The sequence below is a fragment of the Nocardia sp. Tas62D01 genome (genome assembly GCF_055232035.1).
The window spans coordinates 8138848-8161945 of sequence record NZ_JBUYUZ010000001.1 but is presented as its reverse complement, the minus strand read 5'-3'; the positions used below and the strand labels follow the sequence as shown (position 1 = coordinate 8161945).

Sequence of the window (23098 nt, the reverse complement as noted above, 5' to 3'; positions counted from 1 at the left end):
CATGTTGAGCCTGTGGATGACTGATCGCGGGTTCACCGTCCCGGACGATCGCCACGGCGTCGACCGGCCCGCCGAGCTCATCGCGTTGTACGACGCCGTCCACGCCTGGGCCGGTCTGTCACCCACAGGCGACCTGCCACACCGGGAGGACCCTGAAGGAGAGACGATGCGGGAATTCATCGTCGAACTCGTCACCACCGTCCCCGAGGACACCGCGCAGCCCGAAGTGGACGCCCGCCGGGCAGCCGAGAATCTGCGCGTCAGGGAACTCACCGCGGCCGGGCACCTGGGCCGGCTGTGGTGGCAGGCCGGTGAGTGGCCGACGGGTCAGCGGCGCAGCATCGGCGTGTGGCGGGCCGCCGACGAGGCGGACCTGCTCACCAACGTGCTCGGCACCCTGCCACTACGGCCGTGGATGGACGTCAAGGTCACCGCGTTGCGGACCCACCACAACGACCCGGGCCGGGCCTGAACGCATCGGTGGGCCGCCCCTCCCAATGAGTCGGCTGTGGAGTCGGCCTGGGGCGCGGTTCCGGTGTTGCCACCGGTCCGTTTCCCCACGCCTCGCCGCCCTCGGATTGGTAGAGAGCAGGCGCTCGGCGGCTTCGAGGTCCTCAAGGCGCCCATGTGAACACCGTCTCGCCGGCGCGCACCGACTGTGAATCGATCACCGCCGCAGTCGGATCCGGATCCCGGCCCTCGGCGATACGGACCAGATCGCGCAGATCGCTGTGCACGGCCAGGACATCCCCGGAGGTCCACCAGCGGGTGAACGCGGCGTGCACGGTGTGCCAGGGCGGGAAATCCGCAGGCAGGTTGCGCCATTTGCAGCCGTTATCGGCCAGGTAGAAGATCTCGTCGATCACCTGCCGGCGGCACTCCTCGGGGCGGCCCCCGCCGCCGTCGAGTCACACCGGCCACGGCAACACCGGCCCGAGCACCGCCCACTGCTCATCGGTAGTGTCGGAGGTGTAACGACGCTGGTGCGGCAGGGTGTTTCGTGCCGTGGCCGAACCGGCCCGCGACACATCCTCAACAGGTGCCGGTGGTTTCGCTGCCAACCTCGGCAGCACAAGGGTGCAACGACATACGGCACCTTCTGGTGCAACAAGTGGATCGGAAACTCCGTTGCTACCAGAGGTCTCCCCTTTCCAGCCCCGACACGCAGGCCCATCCGGCAAGCTCACCGCAAGCCCCTGGCCCGTCCCCAATGAATGAGACCGCTCGGTATTAGAGTCCTGTTGGCCCTGGTAGGGGCCAGAAGGGACGATTGGGATCATGGCTGGAGGACGGAAGCGGCATTCCGCGGAGGAGATCGTGCGGAAGCTGCGCCGTGCCGATGAGCTGGCCGCGGCCGGTAAGTCGGGCGAGGAGATCGCCGCAGAGCTGGAAGTGTCGGCGGCGACGTTGTACAACTGGCGCCGCTCTTCGGTATGGATACCGATGCGGCGAAGGAGCTCAAGGAGCTGCGGGAGCAGAATTCCCGGCTCAAGCGGCTGCTGGCCGAGGCGGAGCTGGAAAAGGACGCCCTGCGGGAGATCAGCCGGGGAAAATTCTGAGCCCAGCGTCCAAGCGCCGTGCCGTCGACATGCTCACAGCAGTGAAGGGCGTGTCGGAACGGTTCGCGTGCAAGGTCGTTGGGCTTGCTCGTTCGACGTATCGGCGGCTGCCCCTCGCGCAGACCCCGGATGATCCGGACGCCGGTTTGCGGGCCTGGCTGCGCTCGTATGCTACGAAGAACCCGTGTCACGGGTTCCGGCGGGCGTGGGCGCGGTTGCGGTTCGACGAGGGCAGCTCGGTGAACAAGAAGAAGGTGCATCGGCTCTGGCGGGAGGAAGGGCTGCAGGTGCGTGAGCACCAGCCGCGTAAACGGGCCGGCGTTTCGTCGATGCCGCCGGTCGATGCGGATGCACCGAAGGTGGTGTGGGCGTTGGATTTTCAGTTCGATTCCACCATCGACGGCAGAGCGGTGAAGATCGCGTCGATGGTCGATGAACACACCCGTGAATCACTATTGCATCTGGTTGAACGCTCGATCACCGCCGAGCGGCTCGTCACCGAGCTCGAGAAGGTCTTCACCACTCATGGTGGTGGCCCGTCCCCAATGAATGAGACCGCTCGGTATTAGAGTCCTGTTGGCCCTGGTAGGGGCCAGAAGGGACGATTGGGATCATGGCTGGAGGACGGAAGCGGCATTCCGCGGAGGAGATCGTGCGGAAGCTGCGCCGTGCCGATGAGCTGGCCGCGGCCGGTAAGTCGGGCGAGGAGATCGCCGCAGAGCTGGAAGTGTCGGCGGCGACGTTGTACAACTGGCGCCGCTCTTACGGCGGTATGGATACCGATGCGGCGAAGGAGCTCAAGGAGCTGCGGGAGCAGAATTCCCGGCTCAAGCGGCTGCTGGCCGAGGCGGAGCTGGAAAAGGACGCCCTGCGGGAGATCAGCCGGGGAAAATTCTGAGCCCAGCGTCCAAGCGCCGTGCCGTCGACATGCTCACAGCAGTGAAGGGCGTGTCGGAACGGTTCGCGTGCAAGGTCGTTGGGCTTGCTCGTTCGACGTATCGGCGGCTGCCCCTCGCGCAGACCCCGGATGATCCGGACGCCGGTTTGCGGGCCTGGCTGCGCTCGTATGCTACGAAGAACCCGTGTCACGGGTTCCGGCGGGCGTGGGCGCGGTTGCGGTTCGACGAGGGCAGCTCGGTGAACAAGAAGAAGGTGCATCGGCTCTGGCGGGAGGAAGGGCTGCAGGTGCGTGAGCACCAGCCGCGTAAACGGGCCGGCGTTTCGTCGATGCCGCCGGTCGATGCGGATGCACCGAAGGTGGTGTGGGCGTTGGATTTTCAGTTCGATTCCACCATCGACGGCAGAGCGGTGAAGATCGCGTCGATGGTCGATGAACACACCCGTGAATCACTATTGCATCTGGTTGAACGCTCGATCACCGCCGAGCGGCTCGTCACCGAGCTCGAGAAGGTCTTCACCACTCATGGTGGGTCGCCGACGGTGTTGCGGATGGACAACGGGCCGGAAATGATTTCCCATGCGCTGCAACAGTTTTGCGCAAACCGGGTCGGGATCATCTACATCCCACCGGGCACGCCGTGGAATAACGGATTCGTCGAATCGTTCAACCGTCGGCTGCGCAAAGAATGCCTCGACCGGAACCACTGGACAAGCCTGCTCGAAGCCCGCGTCGTCATCGGCGACTACAAGGTAGACCACAACCGACGACATCGACATTCGGCGCTGGGCTATCTGACCCCGGCCGAGTACGCTGCCCGCTGCAGCCACAGCCACCACCCGGTGGCCTGCGGCATCAACTGAATACGGATCGAAAACAACCTGGCTCTAAAACCGGGTGGTTCCGTCATCGGGGACCGGTCAGTGGGTCGCCGACGGTGTTGCGGATGGACAACGGGCCGGAAATGATTTCCCATGCGCTGCAACAGTTTTGCGCAAACCGGGTCGGGATCATCTACATCCCACCGGGCACGCCGTGGAATAACGGATTCGTCGAATCGTTCAACCGTCGGCTGCGCAAAGAATGCCTCGACCGGAACCACTGGACAAGCCTGCTCGAAGCCCGCGTCGTCATCGGCGACTACAAGGTAGACCACAACCGACGACATCGACATTCGGCGCTGGGCTATCTGACCCCGGCCGAGTACGCTGCCCGCTGCAGCCACAGCCACCACCCGGTGGCCTGCGGCATCAACTGAATACGGATCGAAAACAACCTGGCTCTAAAACCGGGTGGTTCCGTCATCGGGGACCGGTCACCCCCTACGCACCAGCGATCAGTTTGTAGACGGGTACTCAGCACCACAGCCCAACCGACTTGTGTCGCCTCGCGGTCTTTGCGAGCTCGGCCATCAGCTGTTCGCGCTGGACCGCGCGGCCTTCTAATTACCGTGACTCTAATAGTTGTTTTTTGGTACTGGTCAGCCCGTGTGGCCCGGGATCACTCGGATGACGCCGGTGGTGCGCGCTGCGCGGCTCTGGGTCTTTACTTATCGGGATAGGAAGAGGTCCGGGCGGGATTCGTGCGGTGCGATCAGCAGGGGGGTGTCGCGGAGTTCGTCCAGGGTGCGGGGCAGCCCGGCAAGGGCGCAGATCATCCGCATCGTGATCCCGTCGTCGAGATCGGTATCGATGGTGCCAGCGGCCTCGGCTGCGGCCCGCACCTGTGGCGGTAGGTCGTCGTCGAGGTCGGCTAAGTCGAAGTCGAAGCCGGTGTCGGAGTGTGACACCAGGAGTTGCCCGTCGACCGCGTAGGCGAAACCGATGGGCCCGGTTATCGCGACGCTTCCGGTGGCGGCCACTGTCCCCGTGGCGGACAGGGCGGCGGTCGTGTCGACCGGTGGCTCCTGCTCGAGGTGCCACAGACAGCCGGTCTCGCCCAGATCGTCGTAGATGAACGTCCACTCACCGATGCGTCCGGCGATGAGCACCACGATGGGGTACAGCGGGGCGATGGCCATCCTGGCCAGGGAGGTCTGGTCGCCGGGAGCCTTGGTGGGCAGGACACAAGGCCTGATCATCTGCCGGTCCACGCCCAGCACCTCGAGCGCATCAATCGGGTCGAGATCGCGCACGACGTGCACCATATGGTTCGGATCGTGTTCCTCCCCGGCGAGTACGGTGAGCCAGGCGGGACTGCCGAGTTCGTCCAGGTGATGCAGGGAGAAATAGAGCTCGGGCATGGCATCTCCGATGAGCTGGTGTAGTGGTCGGCTGCGCTGCCGGTACGTCCGTTGATCCTCAGCGAAGATACGGGAAACGGGCCCTGCCGCGCACGGGGATACACACGCCGGAACCGGGGGAAGTCATCCCGGCGAGAGTGCGGTGTGATTCGGTCCCGGGCGTGATCGGGGAAATGGGCGAAGAAAATAGACGGCGAACCGCAGAACAACGAACACACCACTGGCCACCGAAGCCCACAACGGACAGCTCGAGTTTCCAGGATGGACACCGCTGTATGATCGGGTGACAGGTTCGGTCACTAGGGCAGCGAGGCCATGAACACTGAGGACCGTGAGGCCATTACCCGTCTCATCAATCAGCACGGTTATCTGATCGACACGGGCCAGCTCGATCACCTGCACGAGATCTTCACCGCAGGCGTTGCGTACGACGTGAGGGACTTCGGCGGCGGAGTAATCAACGGGCTGGATGCCATGCGAGAATGGGTCCTGGCCCTTGGCGACAGGAACCCGGTAGGCCACCACGTCACCAACATCGTCCTGGACGAGATCACCGATGACGTCGTGCACTGCCTCTCGAAAGGGATCGGCATCACCGTCGAAGGGACTGTGCGCAGCGTCACCTTTGACGATCACATCGAGCGATCTGACGCAGGGTGGCGCATCACCCGCCGCGCTGTCAAGGCCCGACGATCGCCCCTACACCCATAAATTCCATTGTCGGACTTCCGGTACGACACCGGCTTTGCCGTCGTGTGCTGTCGACTTGCCGTGGATGACCGAGAAATGATCAGGACCTGTGGATGGCCGGGAAGCGTACCTTCCCGGATGATCTACGAAGCCATAGGTATTTGATCAAGTCCAGCGCGCCAACGCTGGCGGGAAGGTACGCCGGTGCTCAAGGTAGTTCACGATGCGGCGGAGTCCAACGATCCCGGTGTGTCCTGCGCCCGGTCGTTGCTCGATGAGATTGTTCGCGACGGTGCCCGCAAGATGCTCGCCGCAGCGTTGCAGGCCGAGGTCGCGGCCTATATCGAGCGGTTCGCCGACCAGGTCGACGACGAAGGCCGGCGGCTGGTGGTCCGCAACGGCTACCACGTCGAGCGGGAGGTCCTGACCGCCGCGGGTGCGGTGACGGTGAAGGCACCGCGTGTCAACGACAAGCGTGTCGACCCCGAATCCGGTGAGCGGCAGCGGTTTTCCTCGGCGATCCTGCCCGCGTGGGCACGAAAATCGCCGCAGATGACGGAGGTTCTGCCGTTGTTGTACCTGCATGGGCTGTCCAGCGGCGATTTCGGGCCGGCGTTGGAGCAGTTCCTCGGCACGGGCGCGGGCCTGTCGGCGGCCTCGATCACCCGGCTCACGACGCAGTGGCAGGACGAAGCCCGCACCTTCGCCGCCCGCGACCTCTCAGGCACCGACTACGTGTACCTGTGGGTCGACGGCATCCACCTCAAAATCCGGCTCGACCAGCAGAAACTATGCCTGCTGGTGATGATCGGGGTTCGCGCCGACGGCCGCAAGGAGCTCGTCGCATTGACCGACGGCTATCGCGAGTCGACCGAGTCGTGGGCCGATCTGCTGCGTGACTGCCGCCGCCGCGGCATGACCGCGCCGGTGCTCGCCGTCGGTGACGGCGCGCTCGGATTCTGGAAGGCGCTGCGTGAGGTATTCCCCCTGACCCGAGAGCAGCGTTGCTGGTTCCACAAATCCGCGAATGTCCTTGCAGCGCTGCCGAAGTCGGCGCATCCTGGCGCGTTGGCGGCGATGAAGGAAATCTACATGGCCGAGGACATTGACAAGGCACAAGTCGCGATCAAGGCCTTCGAGATCGACTACGGCGCGAAATACCCGAAAGCGGTCGCCAAGATCGTCGATGACGCCGACGTGCTGCTCGAGTTCTACAAATACCCGGCCGAACACTGGATCCACCTACGCACCACAAACCCGATCGAAAGTACTTTCGCCACAGTGCGTTTGAGGACGAAGGTCACCAAGGGGCCGGGTTCCCGCGCGGCCGGGCTCGCCATGGCCTTCAAGCTGATCGAGGCCGCTCAAACGCGCTGGCGGGCCGTCAACGCCCCACACCTAGTCGCACTCGTCCGGGCCGGGGCCGTATTCCACAAGGGCAAACTCCTGGAACGGCCCGCCGACATCACCCCGAACACACCGACCAGCCCGTCATCAGCCGAGGCGGAGGAGGTCGCCTGAAACTTGCTGATCCACAGGTCTTGACAATATCTCTGGATGACGCCGGGTATATGCCGGGTGCGGTAGTGAATCCGTCAGCGCAGTGTCATTCGAACTGCCCGGCTGTCGTCTGCGGCCGTGTGACGCCTTCGCGCCGACGAACCGCAGTGTCGAACAATCGCACTGAAAGTGTCTGCCTGTCCTGGTCTTTATCAATGCGTGAGAACATCAATCATCCCAGTTCAGCAGGCACTTTATGCATTTCAGCACACCCCAACCCCGGATTTCATTCGGTGGATCGAGGCTAAACTCGAATGGCCCGAACAGCTTTCAGGTTTCCTCGACGCACCCGAAGAATCATACCGGCATCTCGTCGACGAATATACCGCCGTCGCATTGAACGCGAAATCCGGGCTGTTCGGCCCCAACGAAACCTTGACCGAGCGGCTACAGGCCGCGGGCGCGAACTCGATCCTCGATCTGGCCACCCACGAAATCTTCCACAGCCCATGGGCGCTATACCGGCTGCGGCGGGTCTACTTCGCTCCCGCCACCGCCGCACGATCGGTCGACGTCGCACTCCGAGGCACCCCCGAACACAACCAGCAGATGCTGGATCGACTGAGCACGGCCCTCGAGATCCCGGCTATCACCGATGCCCGCCACCACACCCGCCTGTGGCTGGCCCAACGCCCACCCGAATCGACCACCTACCCGCAGGTGGAGCACTTCTTCGTCGCCGCCCCCGCCCTCGTGGTGGACAAACAACAGCCCGGATTCGAAAAGAGCTGGGTCACAAACACATCCGACCAATTGCGCGAACTCGATCTGGCCGCCGCCGACCACCTGCACCACCTCATGAATCGGTCCACCAACCCGCCGCCCGCAGCCCTGATATCCGCTCGCGCGTAACGCTGCATCCGCGACGCGACCCGACCCGCGGCGCGCATCGGCGTGCGCCGCGACCATCTGCGTTACCGCGTGAACCGACGCCCTGAATCCCCTCGATCCAAGGAACCCCGTGTGAATTCCACCCGCGACCACCAGTGCGGCCGCGAGCCCACCACCGATCCCCATCGACTCGCGTGGGCGCTATTGTCCGTGGCCGCCCACGGCCCCTCGAACGCGTTGTGGCAGCTGGTCGCCGCGCACGGCGTCACCGACACCGCCGCGGCGCTCGCGTGCAAGACCGCGCGCGTCGACCGTTCAATCCTGCTACGCGCCAACGCCAGCCACACGGCACAGCTCCTGGCAGACCATTACACGGCCGGGGGCCGCCTCATCACTCCCGACGACCCGAGTGGCCCACCACCATGCTGCCCCCGTCCCCCATCGCCGGCCAGGACACCGAGCTCGTGCCGCCGCTGGCGCTGTGGGTTCGCGGGCAACCGTCCCTGCCTGAACTAGCCGCCCGCACGATCGCCGTGGTCGGTACGCACCTGCCTCCCGACGTCGAGGTCATCGACGCGACGGTCGAGCACCTGCACCGCCAAGGCTGGGGCATCAGTTGCACCGGCGCATTCGGCACCGGGGTGCGTGCCCTGACCACAGCGCTGCGCGTCGGCGCACCGACACTGATCATCCAAGCCAGCGGCGCGAACCATCCGCACCCCCACCAACACCGAGCACTATTCGACAACCAGCTCGCAGCAGGTGGGCTGCTCGTGAGCGCCTACCCTCCCGACACACGATTCGAGGGCCTCATAAAGAACAACCAAGCCCAACTCATCGCCGCACTGTCACAGGCCACCGTGCTCATCGCCTCCCGAGAAGGCGGCGGCGCGTACGCCACTGCCCAATGGTCCCGGCGACTCTCGCGTCCGGTGTTCGCCTACCCGGGCCCAGACACCGAGCCCGCCTGCAAAGGCAGCAACCAGATGATCGGCGACCGCACCGCCACCCGCGTCAGCGCCCCCGCCGACATCACCATCACCCCCTCCGATCATCCATTCGCCTCCACCGGGGCGACCGTCGCATCGAGTCCTGTCGGCAACGACTCCCCTTCCGAACCTCGAGGCCACGACGCGCCTGCGCCTGGCTCGCCAGCGAAATGCGAGGAATTCCAGGTGTCCTGGACCGCCGCCGTCACCGCCGAGAACCCGCGCGCCGCAGCCCGCGAGGCGCTGCGCATCCAGCGGAGCGCTGCGCTGATGGCCCCGGTGTTCGACGTCTTCGACGCCCATGGCACACCCCATCGAATCGACCTCCGCGAAGACGACGACCCGGCCACCGGCCCTCGATGACCACGCCACTCGTACCCGCTGCCTACACACGGCAACGAATCCGACCGAGGCAACTCGCGGCACCCCCGCCCCTCCACCGTTTCGACCGCACCGCAGCGGGTTCGACACATCTTTCGACAGCGCCGACGGGCGATGTCGCGCAACGCCTTTCATGGCCCAGCCGTCGCGCTCGGGCCGACGGACTCAGGTTCACCACTACAGCTCGAGGATATTGCTGATGCCCACACTGCTTTACGACCGCGACCACGTCACCGCTGACCTCCAGCACGGCGGCAAGATGGCCGAGATCGCCGAACGCCTCCAGCAGTGGCAACCCACCGACGACGGCAACGGACTTCGTCCTCGTGCGCGACCTCGTGGATGCCGCTGGTGGTGAGAATGCCCTGTGGCGGCTGGACGTCGACAACGCCGACGTCACGGTCCTGGCCGCGTTCAGCTGTGACGAGGACGGCTTCTTGGTCTGCAACGGCGAGTTGACGGACCCCACCTCGATGATCAACATCCTCTGCGAAGACCACGCCACCATCGTCGTCACCGTCCACCACCGCAACGGCGCGGTCAGCGAGATCCGCATCCACGACGTGCCCGACCCAGCTCGAGGTCGTCGCCGACATCGCCCAATCGGTCTCAGCCGTCGTCACTGTCGAGGACACGACCCACGTCCTCGACGCCGACCGTTGACACCGCAGTGCAGCAACCGGTCGCGGCTCGAACGGTTGCCACCGTAGTCGCCGGCAGACCGGCCTCACCGATCTCGACCACTCCCACATCGACAGCCAAATCCACAATCGACAGGGACCGTGCAATCTCTCGGAGGAAGCGGGACACGAAGCCGTGCCCTGCATCTGAAACCTCCTCGCACACACGGTTATTCGAGAGTGCCACCCCTCGTGGCTCGTCGCGTGATCGCAACCGCCGGACCCGGACCCAGCCGTTGACACCGTTCGATGCCAGCCATCGACGTCTCCGTTCTCGCGCACCGAACACCTCAGGCTTCGTCCCGACGCCTGCCCCAACCCGCATCTATGCCGGTCGAACGAGGGGCAGACCGCACGCATCCATCCGCCGGCCGTCTCGACGGCTACCGACCCTGTCCCGAAGGAGAGAACACGCTCATGATCACCACCGAACTCGATCCCGCCGATCTCGAACAGATCGTCGAGCTGACCGAGCCGCGCAGCTCCGCGGACGTGCTCGCCGAGCTCGAACTGGCCTACCCCACCTATTTCGCTCCCTCGACGTTGCTCGTGCGCGGCCCCAACCGACCCGAGAAGCCCGATGATCCCGACTTCGACGCCGATCTGGCCAAGAACGGCAACGACGTCCCGATCATCGTCACCGTCATCGACGGGAAACTCGTCGTGGAGGACGGCTGGCACCGCACGCGCGCATTGCAGGCCGCGAGTCGCACGGCCTGGATCATCGCGCTGCCCGAGGACACCGAGGCCGACGAGAAGCAGCGGGTCATCGCCCGGGTCCGGCGCCAGTTCTCCACCGGCAAGTACCGCTTCACCCAGACCGACGCCGACCGCCTCACCGCGGCCGCAACGCTGTTCGAGGCCAGCGTCGGCGAGATCCGCGAGCACCTCGGATTGACCACCGACCAAGTCAAGGCGTATCGGAAGGTCGCGAAATCGGCGACCGCGACCGCGGCGGTCATCGCCCACCAGTTCGACATCTTCCACGCCGCCGATGCCGACCGCTACGCCCACGACCCCGAGGCCACGGCCCGGCTCGTCCAGGCCGAACTCGACGGACAGTTCGAGTACGTCTTCGCTGAGATGGCCGCCGAAGACCAAGCGCGTGCCGCCGAAGAGCAGGCACGCGCGCAGGCCGAGGCCGCTGCGGTCCGGGTGGCCGCGGCCTACGACGCCGCCGTCACCGAATACACCGCGCGGGGCTTCCACGTGTTCGAGGATCCGCCGGAGGGACTCGATGTCTGCTGGCCGCTGGATCACCTGGTCACCGCCACAGGCGCGCCCGCCACCGACGCCGACGCCACCGCCCGCTCGGACGCGTTCGTGGTCGTGCTCACCCAGCGGCTGGTGCATGTCGATACCGGGGAGTTCGTCGACCCCGATGACGTCGACCCCTTCACCCGCGCACACCCCGATGCGCAGGCCATTGCCGGGCAGGTACACGCGCAGAAGGTCCGCGCGGAGGAAAGCTTCGATCCGAGCTACTTCTGCATCGATCTCGACGCCGCCGGCCTGAGCGTCGATCCTGCCAGCATCACCGAAGCCGACGACAGCGACGACACCGACAGCCAGACGCCCGCGGCCCCGGCCGAATCGATCGAAGAACGCTACGCACGCCACGAGCGTGACGCCGAAGCCGACCGCAAACGGTTGGCCGACAGCAACCAGACCTGGGCGATGAACGTCAAATCTGTTGCCTCAGCGCAGCGGCGGCGCAATTGGGGCATGAACAACTGGTTCACCGGCAAGAAGACCATCCCGGCAGGGATGGGAGAACTGATCGGGCAGGCCCAAGCGGTGCCGGGCCTGCTCGACCGTTACGCCGCCCGAGTGCTGACCAACGAACTGGGTAAGAACATTCCGACCGCGCCGGTCGGCGACGGAGTCAAGGCTCGTGACAACCATGGCCTGCTCTACACCGCCTTGCGGGTCGTCGCCGCGCTCGAGGCCGATATTCTGCCCAACCCTGAGCTTGATTTTTAACCTCTAACTGGCAGCCGTGGTGGTCTTACCGACCGCCTGGTGTGGTGCGCGTCGGATGTTTTTTGCGCCGGGCGGGCGTCCGGGACCCGGCCGTGAGGGTTTCGGCGCGCGGGCCGGAAGAGCGGTTGTCGGGCGGAGGTGGCGAAATCCCCTGCGGACGCGGGCTGGGGTGAGGCGGCTGGGGCTGGTTGGTTTTCTCTCCCAGGGGTGGCGGAGGTCTTCGGTGAGTCCTCGGGCGAGGCGGAGTTGGGTGTGTGCGGCGATGATGAGCCAGGTCCAGCGGTCGGCGGCGGCGGAGTCGCGGATACGCGGCTTGGTCCACCCGAGGGTCTGTTTCAGGAACCGGAAGGTGTGCTCGATGTCGAAGCGCCGCAGGAAGGTTCGCCAGATTCGGTCGATAATGGCGGGGTCGGCGATGTCGGGTTGCGAACACCATAGCCACAGTGGTTTCGGGTTGCGGTCGCCGGGTAGCCGGTCCACCCGAAGCCCGATGACGACGCCCTCGATGATCGGCAGTTCCCCGTCGTGGTAGGCCCAGGATCCTCGGCGGGCGAGTTTGGGGTGCAGACGGTTCCATGCCGTCGCACGCACGGCGCCGTAGCGGTCGGTGTCGGTGGTGGTGACGACAGCGGGCTCGGGATGGGTCCCGGTGTCGGACAACGCGAAGTCGGGGCCGTGCTTGGCGGGACGGCCCCTCTTGCCCGCACGGGGTTCGGCGGGGAAGGCCAGGACGCGGTCGGAGCGTATTCGCCCGATCAGGACCACGGGCAGATCCGCGAGCTCGTATGCCAGGCATGTGATGTCGTAGCCCGCATCGAACACGATCTTGATGTGCGGGTCGCCGGGAACATGGAGGTCGGCGGCTTGCAGGCGTTGCACGACTTCCCGGATCTGGGCGGCGGTGACCTCGGTCGCGTCGTCGTCGGGGTGCAGCCGTATCGCGTCGAGGATCGTGGTCCAAGAGGTCCGGCCGGGCTCCAGCGCGGCGACGTAGGAGAACAGCCAGCCCGGGATCATCTGCGCTTGCCCCCTGCCACGGCCATAGACATGGCAGAACGATCGATCGGGGCTGGTCGCCGCGTCGGGACGCAGCCACGGACTGGCATCGACGGCCAGCATGATCGCACCTTCGTCGTCTCGCCCGACCGTGGTCGTGGCGGTGATCGCGCGCCGGAGCCGGGCGATGTCGATACTTCCGGCGTTCAGACCGTCGTAGAGGGCGCCGTGGCCGCGTCGATATTCCCCGGTCAGACACAGTCCGACCAGCGTGGTGACCGGTCCGTCGTCGCACAGCACCGCGTCGGTGAGTTCGAACAGCGCGTCGGCGCGCGCGGTCAGGCTTTCATAGAACGAATTGCGGAACGCCGCAAGCGATTCCGGTCCCGACGGGCGCGCCGACTCGACCGGACGAAATACTTCGGGCACACTGACAGGCACGGCCACCACAACTTCTCATCAGGCTCTTTAGCGGGAACCCGACGATGATGATGCGGTGGCCGCTCCATGTCACGGCGACACGCCGAAATTCGTCCCTAAATCAACACGGCAGCAACACGTTTCGATGATCGAACCGCTCCAACACCGACCCGGACGGTCGGCGGGCAGTGACCCGGAGGTTAAAAATCAAGCTGAGGCCAGTGAGGCCAAGGCGAAGAGCTGGCGCGGCAGCGTGTGTGCCGCAGCCAGCGCATTCGCTGACTGTGTCGCCGCCATCATCGACGTATCGCTGGTACAACCGTGCGCCGACTCCGAACCGCCGACCACTGCGGCGTTGACCGCGGCCGCCATGAAGGAGTTGCCAGCGTGACTTCCGAGGTGCAGATTGAACAGCTGTCGTGGATCGTCCAACGCGGGGACGTGTCGGAAGCCTCGGTTTCCGGCGCGCTGCGGGCGACGGTGACCGCGGTCGATATCGCCAAACATCCATCGTTGTATGTCCTGGTCGTCGACGATGAGCGCAGCCGACGCAGCCACGCGTATTTCCACGCGCGCCCGGCTGCGTTGTGGCGTGTCGCCGAGTCGATCCTCATATTCGGGTTTGCACCGAGCATGCAACCCGAGCAGGACCTTCGATGCGCTGGGGCCCTCGCCGTTGCCAGCGCCTATGCGGCCCAACGCCACCCTGACGAGTTGAGCGACCTGTATGTCGCGATGGTCCTTGCGCGGTGGATCCACCGCGGCCACGGCGCCGAACCGTTGGACGGTTCGACGATTGCGACGAGCTGGTGTGCGCCATGGATGGCTGCGAAGTCGATCCGAATTGCGGAGACGGCTACGACGGCTACTGCGCCTCCCACGCCGACCAACTCGACCAGGCAGGCCACTGGGACCAAGGGGCTGTAATGCCCGAAACAATCTGCCCGACATAGCATTACCTGAGGGGATGTTTACCATGGCGATCGAGTTCAAACCGATCCCACGCGACCTGTACCGCAGCGTCGAATCAGAGGCTGGAACCGTGCTGCCGGCGTTGACCGGCCGCATGAAGGCCAGCCGCCCGACTGAGCCCGAGAGGCGGTTGGTCGGCAGACGGACAGCGCGCGACCGGAGAGGACCGGCAGGCGCTGCTGGATGATCTGCTCACGATTCTTACCGACCCGCAGATCCCCGACGAGGACATCGGCGGGTTGATCCGGGGCGAGGGCATCGGGTGGGAGCGGCTGCGTGCCGCGATCGCCCAGGCCCGTCCGCGGCTGCCGCGCGATCATGGGCACCTGGCTGCCCTGGATGCGTCGTATACGTATCTGCGGCGGTTCACTCCGGCGGTGTTGTCGGCGGTGCGGTTCGCTGGCGGCACTTCGGCGACCGAGCTACTGATCGCGGTGGACATGCTGCGCGAGCTGAACGCGACCAGTCGCCGGAAGGTGTTCGACGCCGCGCCGATGGGGTTCGTGCCGACCAAGTGGCGTGGATACCTGGACGAGGCCAGCAAGACCGGGAATGCCGTTGCCTACCGGCATTTTTGGGAGCTGTGTGTGCTGGTCGGACTGCGGGACGGGCTACTGACCGGTCCCCGATGACGGAACCACCCGGTTTTAGAGCCAGGTTGTTTTCGATCCGTATTCAGTTGATGCCGCAGGCCACCGGGTGGTTGACCGGTCCCCGATGACGGAACCACCCGGTTTTAGAGCCAGGTTGTTTTCGATCCGTATTCAGTTGATGCCGCAGGCCACCGGGTGGTGGCTGTGGCTGCAGCGGGCAGCGTACTCGGCCGGGGTCAGATAGCCCAGCGCCGAATGTCGATGTCGTCGGTTGTGGTCTACCTTGTAGTCGCCGATGACGACGCGGGCTTCGAGCAGGCTTGTCCAGTGGTTCCGGTCGAGGCATTCTTTGCGCAGCCGACGGTTGAACGATTCGACGAATCCGTTATTCCACGGCGTGCCCGGTGGGATGTAGATGATCCCGACCCGGTTTGCGCAAAACTGTTGCAGCGCATGGGAAATCATTTCCGGCCCGTTGTCCATCCGCAACACCGTCGGCGACCCACCATGAGTGGTGAAGACCTTCTCGAGCTCGGTGACGAGCCGCTCGGCGGTGATCGAGCGTTCAACCAGATGCAATAGTGATTCACGGGTGTGTTCATCGACCATCGACGCGATCTTCACCGCTCTGCCGTCGATGGTGGAATCGAACTGAAAATCCAACGCCCACACCACCTTCGGTGCATCCGCATCGACCGGCGGCATCGACGAAACGCCGGCCCGTTTACGCGGCTGGTGCTCACGCACCTGCAGCCCTTCCTCCCGCCAGAGCCGATGCACCTTCTTCTTGTTCACCGAGCTGCCCTCGTCGAACCGCAACCGCGCCCACGCCCGCCGGAACCCGTGACACGGGTTCTTCGTAGCATACGAGCGCAGCCAGGCCCGCAAACCGGCGTCCGGATCATCCGGGGTCTGCGCGAGGGGCAGCCGCCGATACGTCGAACGAGCAAGCCCAACGACCTTGCACGCGAACCGTTCCGACACGCCCTTCACTGCTGTGAGCATGTCGACGGCACGGCGCTTGGACGCTGGGCTCAGAATTTTCCCCGGCTGATCTCCCGCAGGGCGTCCTTTTCCAGCTCCGCCTCGGCCAGCAGCCGCTTGAGCCGGGAATTCTGCTCCCGCAGCTCCTTGAGCTCCTTCGCCGCATCGGTATCCATACCGCCGTAAGAGCGGCGCCAGTTGTACAACGTCGCCGCCGACACTTCCAGCTCTGCGGCGATCTCCTCGCCCGACTTACCGGCCGCGGCCAGCTCATCGGCACGGCGCAGCTTCCGCACGATCTCCTCCGCGGAATGCCGCTTCCGTCCTCCAGCCATGATCCCAATCGTCCCTTCTGGCCCCTACCAGGGCCAACAGGACTCTAATACCGAGCGGTCTCATTCATTGGGGACGGGCCACTACGCACCGGGGACGTGTTCGTGCCGGGGTCGCGCCGCTACGCCGACCCGGCCGCCTATCTGCTCACCCGCGAGCAGTGGGAGCCTGCGCGCGCCGAATTCTGCCGTCTGGTCGACAAAGCGGCTGATCCGGCTCGCGCGCTGGCCACGATCATCGACGAGTGGCATGAGGCGGTCGGCGAGCTGGAAAAGGTCCTGGCCACCGGCGACGGCCCGGTCCGCCTCGACGAGGAGGGTGATCTGGTGATCTCGCCGTTGTCGGCCGAAGACATCCCGTCCGAAGCGACGGCGCTCAAGGCCGAGCTGACCGAGATGCTGCCGTTCGCGCCGATCGTGTCACTGCTGATCGAGCTGGACAAACGCACCGGCTACCTGGACTGCTTCACCCACGCCGGTGGCAAGCAAGCTCGCAGCCCCGAGTTGAAACGGAACCTGATCGCGGTCCTTTTGGCCTACTCCACCAACCTCGGACTGACGAATATGGCCGAAGCGTCCGGTATCTCCTACGACATCCTGGCCTGGACAGCGGAGTGGCATATGCGGGAGGAGACGCTGCGGGCGGCGAATCTGGCGATCATCGGCTACCACCAGCGGCTACCTCTGACCAGTGCTTTCGGTACCGGAACGCTGTCGTCGTCGGACGGGCAACGGTTCCCTACGCGCGGCAAGTCCACCACTGCTCGCGTGGCCAATCAGTGGTTCGCGGACGAGGGGCTGTCGACCTACACCCATGTCACCGATCAGCACACCACCTACGGCACGAAGGTCATCGTCACCACCCGCCGCGAAGCCCACTACGTGCTGGACGAAATCCTGGGCAACGCAACGGATCTGCCGATCACCGAGCACGCCACCGACACTCATGGCGTGACGCTGGTGAACTTCGCGTTGTTCGATCTGCTCGGGATGCAGCTCTCGCCCCGTATCCGGGATCTGGGCCGGATCACGCTGTATCGGCCGGGCTCGCGCGCCGACGCCGAGGCCCGGTTCCCTTGCGCGGGGCCGTTGCTGACCCGCAAGCTGAATTTGGACCTGATCGCCGAGCACTATGACGATCTGCTGCGGCTGGCCGGGTCACTGAAGTTCGGGCACGCGACCGCGTCGCTGCGGGTTGGCAAGCTGTCCGCGTCGACCCGTCAGAACGCTCTGGCCGCGGCGCTGAAGGAGTACGGCGCGATGCGCAGGACCATCTACGTGGCCCGTTACCTGTCGGATCCGGACTATCGGCGCAAGATCTCCCGCCAGCTCAACAAGGGCGAGTCGATCCACGCGCTCAAACGTGACCTCATCTACGCCCACGAGGGAGCGTTCCGGGCCCGGCACCTGGAAGCCCAGACCGAACAGGCGTGGTGTCTGACCCTGGCCACCAACGCGGTGATCGCGTGGACCACAGAATATTACGGGCTCGCGGTCGAGCAGATGCGCCGCGAGGGCCGCCGCATCGACGACGACGTGCTGTCCCACATCTCCCCGGCGCACAGCGAGAACATCAACTTCTTCGGCGCCATCGAGGTCGACATCGACGCCGAACTCGCCGCACTCGGCCCGACCGGATACCGGCCGCTGCGGGTCCGCGACACGCTGTTCTGACCTCGCTCACCTGCGGTTGCCAGCCCCTCGTGGACACCTGGGTGAGGACCTGTTCGATGGGCATTCGTCAGCGCAGCGGAGAGGTCTAGTTGTTGCGGGGCAGGACGTTGATGACGCGGATCAAGCTGAATCGCAGTCTGCATTGTCATGCCGTCCGGGCTGACTCGATGGTCCCTGCCAACAGAGTTCCTGCGCGCAGAAGAGCGAGTGCGCGTTGGGCGATGGCCTCCAGCCGTGTGTCGAGCGCGGCGATCGAGTGGCTCACTTCGTTGAGGTCGCGGACCGCTGTGATCGTCGTCTGGACCTCTGGGATGCGGTAGTTACCGGCTCGGAGGGCTGCGGTGATGCGTGCTTCCCGGATGGCGGTCAGGGTGTAGCACCGCGCTGTTCCCGCTCGCGTGGTGACCCGCTCAGGCGCCACCAGACCGACCTTTTCCCAGTAGCGGAGCGTGGACGCCCTGACTCCGAGGGCGTGGGACAGTTCGGTGATGGTCATCGAGTCCCCTTCGACCGGCTTCGCATCGGTTGTCGCCTCGGCTCGGATCGACTCCAGCGCAAAGCGTGCTGCGAGTGCCTGCTGCCGTTCGTCGTTGAGCCTGGTGTGGAACCCGCAGATCAGCGCCGCCCCTTTGTCGCGCGGCAGGAGGCGAATCTCTCGCATTGCCCGTCGCGCCTCGACAGGCCCCACAGCATGAGCGAGGTTACGGTACGCGCGAAGGGCGTGGACGTGCTCTGTTGAGAATCGTCGGTACCCGTTGCGTGACCTGGCTGCAGCGGGGATCACGCCCAGAGCCTCCAGATCACGCACCTGTTGCGCGGAGTATTTCGACGCTGCCGCGACGGCAGCGGTGTTCATGGGTGGCGCCGCTTCGTTCGCTCGGGTCATCCGAACCCTCCATAAGCACTTCAACTACACACTTGAACCATGAGTATGGACCGACTTCTTGAAACGATCCGAGCGTTCGACGGGTTACTTGAACTTGCCCCCGGCGAGGGCAGCGCGTTCCCGGAGATCGCTTTGGGCGACCACTTCTTCTATTACGCTCCCGACGGCCAAGTGCCACAGCGCGAGCAGCCCTACGCCACGATCGTGACGAAGAACTACCCCGACGATGCCTCGTGCGATCTTGACCGTCCCGATCGTTGGCGACTGAACATCCACGTCGGCACGGACGCATTCGTTGAACTCACAGGTGAGAACCCCCGGGCCGAGGCGATACCTCGTGACTACGCCGCTACCGACGTCGTCCTTCCTCACCCGGTATATCGCAGGCAAGGTTGGGTGTCGATCACCAACCCAGGCGTAAGCACACACGTGCTGGCGGCCCGCCTTCTTCGTCAGGCACACGAGGACGCCAAGCGCCGAGCAGAGCGCCGGAGAGCCAACAGGCAGCCAGGTGGTGATGTGCGCCCAGTCGGTGAGCGGTGACGCACCGCAACGCACCCCTCTCGGCCGAAGGCAGACGCCGACTTGTCCAGCGCCCTGGACATGGCCGACGGCACGCTACAAGGCATCGTGTCCGGTACTCGGTCATTCACACTTCACCACAGGACATGCCTTCGTACTTCGCCGAGTTCCGTCGCGTTCTCGCGCCCGGCGGCCACCTCTTGCTCGCCTTCTTCGAGTCGGAGAATGACCCGGTGACAGAGTTCGACCACAAAGTGACAGCAGCCTACCGGTGGCCGATCGACGACCTCGCGACGCTGGCCGGCGAAGCCGGATTCATCGAAGTCGGACGGATGCTGCGCGAGCCGCGCGAGAGGGAGCGGTTCCGTCGGGGACGTCTGCTGATGCGCCAAGGCACGCAAGTCGAGTGATCGCCGCCCGCCGACAAAGGTTGTCGGGCAGTCGATCAGGCCGTAGTCGTATCCGTCGAGTTTGTCGAGCTGGCGCGCGAGACATTTGCGCGAGCCTGATTGCACTGGGCCTGTGTGGGTCGAAAACGAACGTTATCTAGAGCCTTCAGGGCTGTGTCGTTGGTGTTGAGCACGAGGGTCTCGGCTCCCTGGATTCGTGTGGTGGACGTGGTTACCTACAGCTCGTCCATCTCGCGGATTGCTTTGGAGGAGCGATGCATGTGGTGCGTGTGCTGTCCCCGATCTCGCGGCGTGAGTCGTGGACGGTCCTCGGCGACGACGGGCCGGTGGCTCCGGTCGAGCGGTATCTGGCGTATTTGGCCGATATCGAGCGATCGCCGAACACCGTCAAGGCGTATGCGCATGATCTGAAGGACTGGTTCGTCTTCCTCGGTCGACGTGAGCTGGACTGGCAGGCGGTCCATCTGGAGGACGTCGCGGAATTCGTGTCCTGGCTGCGTCGCCCGCCACTGGCCCGGGACGGGGCGGTGGCCGTGCTGCCGTCGGTGGAGCATCACTGCGCGGAATCGACAGTGAACAGGAAGCTGTCGGCGGTGAGCGCTTTCTACCAGCACGCCGCCCGAAACGGTGTGGACCTGGGCGAATTGATGGTGACGTGGCAACCGGGCGGGCGGCGCGGAACCGGCTGGAAGCCGTTTCTGCACCACATCACCAAAGGCGAGCCGCACGCACGGCGGGCGATCGCACTGAAGGCTCCGCGGAAGCTTCCACGGGTGCTGACCGTCAACGAGATTCAGGCGATTCTCGACGCGTGTGACCGGTTGCGGGACCGGTTCCTGTTTGCCCTGCTGCACGAGACCGGCATGCGGGTCGGTGAAGCTCTCGGCCTGCGCCATGAGGACCTGGCCGCCGCCGAACGGGAGGTCGTGGTGGTGCCGCGAGACAACGACAACGGCGCACGAACCAAATCGCAACGGCGACGGTCCATTCCGGTCAGCGCCGAGCTGATCCGCCTCTACGCCGACTACCTGCACACCGAATATGGAGACCTGGACTCGGACTATGTGTTCGTCAACCTCTGGGCCGCACCGCACGGACACCCTTGGTCGTATCCAGCGGTCTACGACCTGGTTCGTCGACTGCGCCGGCGGACCGGCATCGACTTCGATCCGCATTGGTGTCGACACACCGCTGCCACCCGGATGCTGCGCGACGGAGTGCCGATCGAGGTCGTCTCCAAGATCCTCGGTCACGCTGATCTGACCGTCACCTCGACCGTTTACGGGCACCTCACCATCGAAGACGCTCGGCGAGTTCTGGAACAGGCTGGCTGGTTCACCGGAAACGAGGTGAAGCTGTGAATCCCGTCGCCGAGGTCACCAGCATCACCGTGGCCAGCGGGGCACGGCGAACCCCGCTGGCCGGTACCGGCCGCCAGCACGATGACCCCTGGGTGGATGAATACAGCCGCGATATCTGGGATCTGCGTCGCCTCGGAGCCCGCCGCCAACCCAGCCACCAGTCTTACCTCCATTTCGACGTGATTCCCCAGCCCTGGCTGAAAGAGCTGGCCAAGCGCTGGGCTCGGTGGCGAATATCGACTGGGAAGACCGCAGCGACAGCAGCATTGGGAACCAACGCTGTCACGCAATTCGCCGTGTTCCTCGCCTCGCAACCGACTCCGGTCGACTGCTTGGCCGATGTCGACCGGCCCCTTCTCGAGCGCTATCTGGCCTTTCTGCACGCGACCTGCGGCGGGCGCGTCATGCACCGGCACCTGATCGGTCAGCTCAATCAGTTCCTGACCGCGATCCGTCAACACGGCTGGGACACAACACTCCCGGTCAACGCCATGTTCTTCCCCGAGGACTATCCCAAAGAAGGTGAATGGCTGCCCCGCGCGCTCAGCGACCATGTCATGGCGCAGCTGGAGCGCCCCGACAACCTCGACCGCTGGAACATCCCCGCCTATCGGCTGGTGACCCTGATCCTCATGCGCTGCGGACTCCGGGTCATCGACGCACTCGGACTGACCGTCGACTGCGTGGTCCGCGGCAGCGACGGCGCACCCTACCTGCGGTATTTCAACCACAAGATGCGCCGTGAAGCGCTGGTGCCGATCGACGACGAACTGGAGCAGTCCATCACCGGACACCTGCAACAGTTGAAAACCCAATGGCCGCAGGGCGTTTCGAGGTTGTTCCCGAAACCTCGGAACAACCCCGACGGCCGACTGCCGATGGACGGGTCGGCATACCGCCGCGCCCTGCAGCGCTGGCTGGCCAGCTGCGCCATTCAAGACGAGCACGGTCAGCGAATTCGGATCACGCCCCACCAATGGCGGCACACCCTGGGGACGCAGCTGATCAACCGTGACGTTCCGCAAGAGGTTGTCCGGCGGATCCTCGATCACGACTCCCACATGATGACCGCCCGCTATGCGCGGCTGTCCGACACCACCATCCGCCGGCACTGGGAAGCCGCCCGCAAGGTCGGAATCACCGGCGAGACAGTCACTCTCGACCCCGACGGCCCACTCGCCGAAGCGGCCTGGGCCAAACAACGCGTCGGACGAGCAACCCAGGCTCTTCCCAACGGATATTGCTCATTGCCGCTGGTGAAGACCTGTCCGCACGCCAACGCTTGTTTGACGTGTCCGATGTTCGTCACGACCGCCGAGTTCCTTCCCCAGCACCGGCACCAACAGCAGCAGGTCATCGAGCTGATCTCATCGGCCGAGGCGCGCGGTCAACAGCGCCTCGCCGAGATGAACCGGCAGGTGCTGGGCAACCTGACCAACATCATCACCACGCTTGAAACTGAACCCGACCCAGCAGCGCAGGGAACGCCGAATGCGAGCTGACAACACCCGTCACCTTCTCGCCGCCGCCCGCCACCGGCACGAACTGGCCCGCAGCAAGGCGATCCGAGCCATCCGTGAACTCGACGCCGCTGGAGCGGCCGTGACGTTTCAGACCGTTGCCGCCGCAGCCGAGGTGTCACGGTCCTGGCTCTACTCCCAGCCCGATATCCGAACCGAAGTCCAACGCCTTCGTGAGCTGAATCGCCGCGCACCGGCCACATCGGTGCCAGCGCATCACCGCAGCAGCGATTCCTCGCTAATCCGCCGCCTGGAAGTCGCCAACGCCCGCAACCGGGAACTGGCCGAGGACAACCAGCGGCTACGCCGACAACTCGCCCAGGCTCTTGGGCAACTACGGCATGCGGGCATTCGCCCCGTCCCGGAAGCCACCGCGCCCCCACCGACCCGCAGCCGACATCGCACTTCCATAACGATCAGGCCCTGCTGACCAACCCTCTTCACGCCTGGCATCTGTTCGTCGGAGACACCGTCTCCGACGAACAGAGCCAGGTCAGCAGTCCACGACCGCAGAAGGCTCTAGATAACGATCGTTTTCGACCCACACCAGCCGAGGCGACACCCGTCGGGAAACCGGCAGCTCACACCCAGCCCGCCTTGCGTCATAACCCGTGG

At 65.1% G+C, this 23098-nt stretch carries 22 protein-coding genes and 5 pseudogenes; 22 read left to right on the top strand and 5 right to left on the bottom strand.

Features of this window, described 5'->3' with window-relative positions; translation table 11 throughout:
* Nucleotide 1: 1 nt before the first annotated feature.
* Nucleotides 2-472: a muconolactone Delta-isomerase family protein gene (locus ACV7NQ_RS39330; RefSeq protein WP_463365995.1), complete on the top strand. Its 471-nt coding sequence runs from the start codon at nt 2-4 to the stop codon at nt 470-472.
* A gap of 142 nt (nt 473-614) precedes the next feature.
* On the opposite strand, the pseudogene ACV7NQ_RS39325 reads toward ACV7NQ_RS39330, so the two are convergent.
* Nucleotides 615-881, bottom strand: a pseudogene (locus tag ACV7NQ_RS39325) (transposase); the annotation flags it as partial.
* 397 nt (nt 882-1278) lie between these two features.
* On the opposite strand from ACV7NQ_RS39325, the pseudogene ACV7NQ_RS39320 reads away from it, so the two are divergent.
* The 5 genes and pseudogenes from ACV7NQ_RS39320 to ACV7NQ_RS39300 all read left to right on the top strand — a co-directional run.
* Nucleotides 1279-1413: pseudogene (locus ACV7NQ_RS39320) on the top strand (hypothetical protein); the annotation flags it as partial.
* Between the two features lie 20 nt (nt 1414-1433).
* Entirely contained in the window at nt 1434-1559 is a 126-nt protein-coding gene (locus ACV7NQ_RS39315; RefSeq protein WP_463366139.1) for a hypothetical protein, read from the top strand.
* Nucleotides 1560-1588: 29 nt separating this feature from the next.
* Nucleotides 1589-2128, top strand: coding sequence for an IS3 family transposase (locus ACV7NQ_RS39310; protein ID WP_463364156.1), 540 nt, complete (start codon nt 1589-1591; stop codon nt 2126-2128).
* A gap of 44 nt (nt 2129-2172) precedes the next feature.
* A protein-coding gene (locus ACV7NQ_RS39305; protein WP_463358517.1) for an IS3 family transposase occupies nt 2173-3320 on the top strand; the annotation gives its coding sequence in 2 pieces (ribosomal slippage) (nt 2173-2443 and nt 2443-3320; 1149 coding nt in all).
* 56 nt (nt 3321-3376) lie between these two features.
* A pseudogene (locus ACV7NQ_RS39300) lies at nt 3377-3715 on the top strand (integrase core domain-containing protein); the annotation flags it as partial.
* A 291-nt stretch (nt 3716-4006) separates the two neighbouring features.
* Here ACV7NQ_RS39300 and ACV7NQ_RS39295 read toward each other — a convergent pair.
* The gene (locus ACV7NQ_RS39295) at nt 4007-4699 is read right to left on the bottom strand and encodes a DUF6461 domain-containing protein (RefSeq protein WP_463364155.1); all 693 of its coding nucleotides are present in this window, start codon (nt 4697-4699) and stop codon (nt 4007-4009) included.
* A 315-nt stretch (nt 4700-5014) separates the two neighbouring features.
* On the opposite strand from ACV7NQ_RS39295, the gene ACV7NQ_RS39290 reads away from it, so the two are divergent.
* The 7 genes from ACV7NQ_RS39290 to ACV7NQ_RS39260 all read left to right on the top strand — a co-directional run bounded on the left by ACV7NQ_RS39290 (nt 5015) and on the right by ACV7NQ_RS39260 (nt 11813).
* A complete protein-coding gene (locus ACV7NQ_RS39290) occupies nt 5015-5410 on the top strand; it encodes a nuclear transport factor 2 family protein (RefSeq protein WP_463364154.1) in 396 nt (131 codons plus the stop codon).
* Between the two features lie 183 nt (nt 5411-5593).
* The gene (locus ACV7NQ_RS39285; RefSeq protein WP_463358454.1) at nt 5594-6910 is read left to right on the top strand and encodes an IS256 family transposase; all 1317 of its coding nucleotides are present in this window, start codon (nt 5594-5596) and stop codon (nt 6908-6910) included.
* Nucleotides 6911-7285: 375 nt separating this feature from the next.
* Nucleotides 7286-7801, top strand: coding sequence for a hypothetical protein (locus tag ACV7NQ_RS39280; RefSeq protein WP_463364153.1), 516 nt, complete (start codon nt 7286-7288; stop codon nt 7799-7801).
* A gap of 401 nt (nt 7802-8202) precedes the next feature.
* Nucleotides 8203-9132 carry a DNA-processing protein DprA gene (locus ACV7NQ_RS39275; RefSeq protein WP_463364152.1) on the top strand — a complete coding sequence of 310 codons (930 nt, stop codon included), beginning with the start codon at nt 8203-8205 and terminating at the stop codon, nt 9130-9132.
* A gap of 217 nt (nt 9133-9349) precedes the next feature.
* Nucleotides 9350-9508: a hypothetical protein gene (locus ACV7NQ_RS39270; protein ID WP_463364151.1), complete on the top strand. Its 159-nt coding sequence runs from the start codon at nt 9350-9352 to the stop codon at nt 9506-9508.
* Entirely contained in the window at nt 9477-9860 is a 384-nt protein-coding gene (locus ACV7NQ_RS39265) for a hypothetical protein (RefSeq protein WP_463364150.1), read from the top strand. Before ACV7NQ_RS39270 ends, ACV7NQ_RS39265 begins: the two co-directional genes overlap by 32 nt.
* 387 nt (nt 9861-10247) lie before the next feature.
* Complete coding sequence (locus ACV7NQ_RS39260; RefSeq protein ID WP_463364149.1) at nt 10248-11813, top strand: hypothetical protein; 1566 nt, start codon at nt 10248-10250, stop codon at nt 11811-11813.
* Nucleotides 11814-11816: 3 nt separating this feature from the next.
* Here the strand turns inward: ACV7NQ_RS39260 and ACV7NQ_RS39255 are convergent, their stop codons facing one another.
* The gene (locus ACV7NQ_RS39255; RefSeq protein WP_463358523.1) at nt 11817-13256 is read right to left on the bottom strand and encodes an NF041680 family putative transposase; all 1440 of its coding nucleotides are present in this window, start codon (nt 13254-13256) and stop codon (nt 11817-11819) included.
* Between the two features lie 118 nt (nt 13257-13374).
* On the opposite strand from ACV7NQ_RS39255, the gene ACV7NQ_RS39250 reads away from it, so the two are divergent.
* From ACV7NQ_RS39250 to ACV7NQ_RS39240, 3 genes and pseudogenes are all read left to right on the top strand, one after another.
* The gene (locus ACV7NQ_RS39250) at nt 13375-13620 is read left to right on the top strand and encodes a hypothetical protein (protein WP_463364148.1); all 246 of its coding nucleotides are present in this window, start codon (nt 13375-13377) and stop codon (nt 13618-13620) included.
* Nucleotides 13617-14156, top strand: coding sequence for a hypothetical protein (locus tag ACV7NQ_RS39245; protein WP_463364147.1), 540 nt, complete (start codon nt 13617-13619; stop codon nt 14154-14156). Before ACV7NQ_RS39250 ends, ACV7NQ_RS39245 begins: the two co-directional genes overlap by 4 nt.
* Nucleotides 14157-14356: 200 nt before the next feature.
* Nucleotides 14357-14824 (top strand): annotated as a pseudogene (locus ACV7NQ_RS39240) (Tn3 family transposase); the annotation flags it as partial.
* Nucleotides 14825-14965: 141 nt separating this feature from the next.
* Here the strand turns inward: ACV7NQ_RS39240 and ACV7NQ_RS39235 are convergent.
* A protein-coding gene (locus ACV7NQ_RS39235) for an IS3 family transposase (protein WP_463358517.1) occupies nt 14966-16113 on the bottom strand; the annotation gives its coding sequence in 2 pieces (ribosomal slippage) (nt 14966-15843 and nt 15843-16113; 1149 coding nt in all).
* Between the two features lie 81 nt (nt 16114-16194).
* Between ACV7NQ_RS39235 and ACV7NQ_RS39230 the strand changes: the two are divergent.
* Nucleotides 16195-17784 (top strand): annotated as a pseudogene (locus ACV7NQ_RS39230) (Tn3 family transposase); the annotation flags it as partial.
* A 145-nt stretch (nt 17785-17929) separates the two neighbouring features.
* Here the strand turns inward: ACV7NQ_RS39230 and ACV7NQ_RS39225 are convergent.
* Nucleotides 17930-18670 (bottom strand): MerR family transcriptional regulator, encoded by a 741-nt coding sequence (locus ACV7NQ_RS39225; RefSeq protein WP_463364146.1) that lies wholly within the window; start codon nt 18668-18670, stop codon nt 17930-17932.
* 39 nt (nt 18671-18709) lie between these two features.
* On the opposite strand from ACV7NQ_RS39225, the gene ACV7NQ_RS39220 reads away from it, so the two are divergent.
* From ACV7NQ_RS39220 to ACV7NQ_RS39200, 5 genes are all read left to right on the top strand, one after another.
* Complete coding sequence (locus ACV7NQ_RS39220) at nt 18710-19213, top strand: DUF6194 family protein (protein ID WP_463364145.1); 504 nt, start codon at nt 18710-18712, stop codon at nt 19211-19213.
* Nucleotides 19214-19338: 125 nt separating this feature from the next.
* Entirely contained in the window at nt 19339-19602 is a 264-nt protein-coding gene (locus tag ACV7NQ_RS39215; RefSeq protein ID WP_463364144.1) for a hypothetical protein, read from the top strand.
* A gap of 254 nt (nt 19603-19856) precedes the next feature.
* Entirely contained in the window at nt 19857-20963 is a 1107-nt protein-coding gene (locus tag ACV7NQ_RS39210) for a site-specific integrase (RefSeq protein WP_463364143.1), read from the top strand.
* The gene (locus ACV7NQ_RS39205; protein ID WP_463362865.1) at nt 20960-22465 is read left to right on the top strand and encodes a tyrosine-type recombinase/integrase; all 1506 of its coding nucleotides are present in this window, start codon (nt 20960-20962) and stop codon (nt 22463-22465) included. Before ACV7NQ_RS39210 ends, ACV7NQ_RS39205 begins: the two co-directional genes overlap by 4 nt.
* The gene (locus ACV7NQ_RS39200; RefSeq protein ID WP_463362866.1) at nt 22455-22913 is read left to right on the top strand and encodes a DUF6262 family protein; all 459 of its coding nucleotides are present in this window, start codon (nt 22455-22457) and stop codon (nt 22911-22913) included. The genes ACV7NQ_RS39205 and ACV7NQ_RS39200 overlap by 11 nt, the downstream gene beginning before the upstream one ends.
* The last annotated feature ends 185 nt before the right edge of the window (nt 22914-23098 follow it).

Excerpts from the sequence above, each read along its gene's own strand:
- ACV7NQ_RS39330 (WP_463365995.1), top strand. The coding sequence starts at position 2 with ATGTTGAGCCTGTGGATGACTGATCGCGGGTTCACCGTCCCGGACGAT.
- ACV7NQ_RS39315 (WP_463366139.1), top strand. The coding sequence starts at position 1,434 with ATGGATACCGATGCGGCGAAGGAGCTCAAGGAGCTGCGGGAGCAGAAT.
- ACV7NQ_RS39310 (WP_463364156.1), top strand. The coding sequence starts at position 1,589 with ATGCTCACAGCAGTGAAGGGCGTGTCGGAACGGTTCGCGTGCAAGGTC.
- ACV7NQ_RS39295 (WP_463364155.1), bottom strand. The coding sequence starts at position 4,699 with ATGCCCGAGCTCTATTTCTCCCTGCATCACCTGGACGAACTCGGCAGT.
- ACV7NQ_RS39290 (WP_463364154.1), top strand. The coding sequence starts at position 5,015 with ATGAACACTGAGGACCGTGAGGCCATTACCCGTCTCATCAATCAGCAC.
- ACV7NQ_RS39275 (WP_463364152.1), top strand. The coding sequence starts at position 8,203 with ATGCTGCCCCCGTCCCCCATCGCCGGCCAGGACACCGAGCTCGTGCCG.
- ACV7NQ_RS39270 (WP_463364151.1), top strand. The coding sequence starts at position 9,350 with ATGCCCACACTGCTTTACGACCGCGACCACGTCACCGCTGACCTCCAG.
- ACV7NQ_RS39260 (WP_463364149.1), top strand. The coding sequence starts at position 10,248 with ATGATCACCACCGAACTCGATCCCGCCGATCTCGAACAGATCGTCGAG.
- ACV7NQ_RS39250 (WP_463364148.1), top strand. The coding sequence starts at position 13,375 with ATGATCGAACCGCTCCAACACCGACCCGGACGGTCGGCGGGCAGTGAC.
- ACV7NQ_RS39225 (WP_463364146.1), bottom strand. The coding sequence starts at position 18,670 with ATGACCCGAGCGAACGAAGCGGCGCCACCCATGAACACCGCTGCCGTC.
- ACV7NQ_RS39220 (WP_463364145.1), top strand. The coding sequence starts at position 18,710 with ATGAGTATGGACCGACTTCTTGAAACGATCCGAGCGTTCGACGGGTTA.
- ACV7NQ_RS39215 (WP_463364144.1), top strand. The coding sequence starts at position 19,339 with ATGCCTTCGTACTTCGCCGAGTTCCGTCGCGTTCTCGCGCCCGGCGGC.
- ACV7NQ_RS39210 (WP_463364143.1), top strand. The coding sequence starts at position 19,857 with ATGCATGTGGTGCGTGTGCTGTCCCCGATCTCGCGGCGTGAGTCGTGG.
- ACV7NQ_RS39200 (WP_463362866.1), top strand. The coding sequence starts at position 22,455 with ATGCGAGCTGACAACACCCGTCACCTTCTCGCCGCCGCCCGCCACCGG.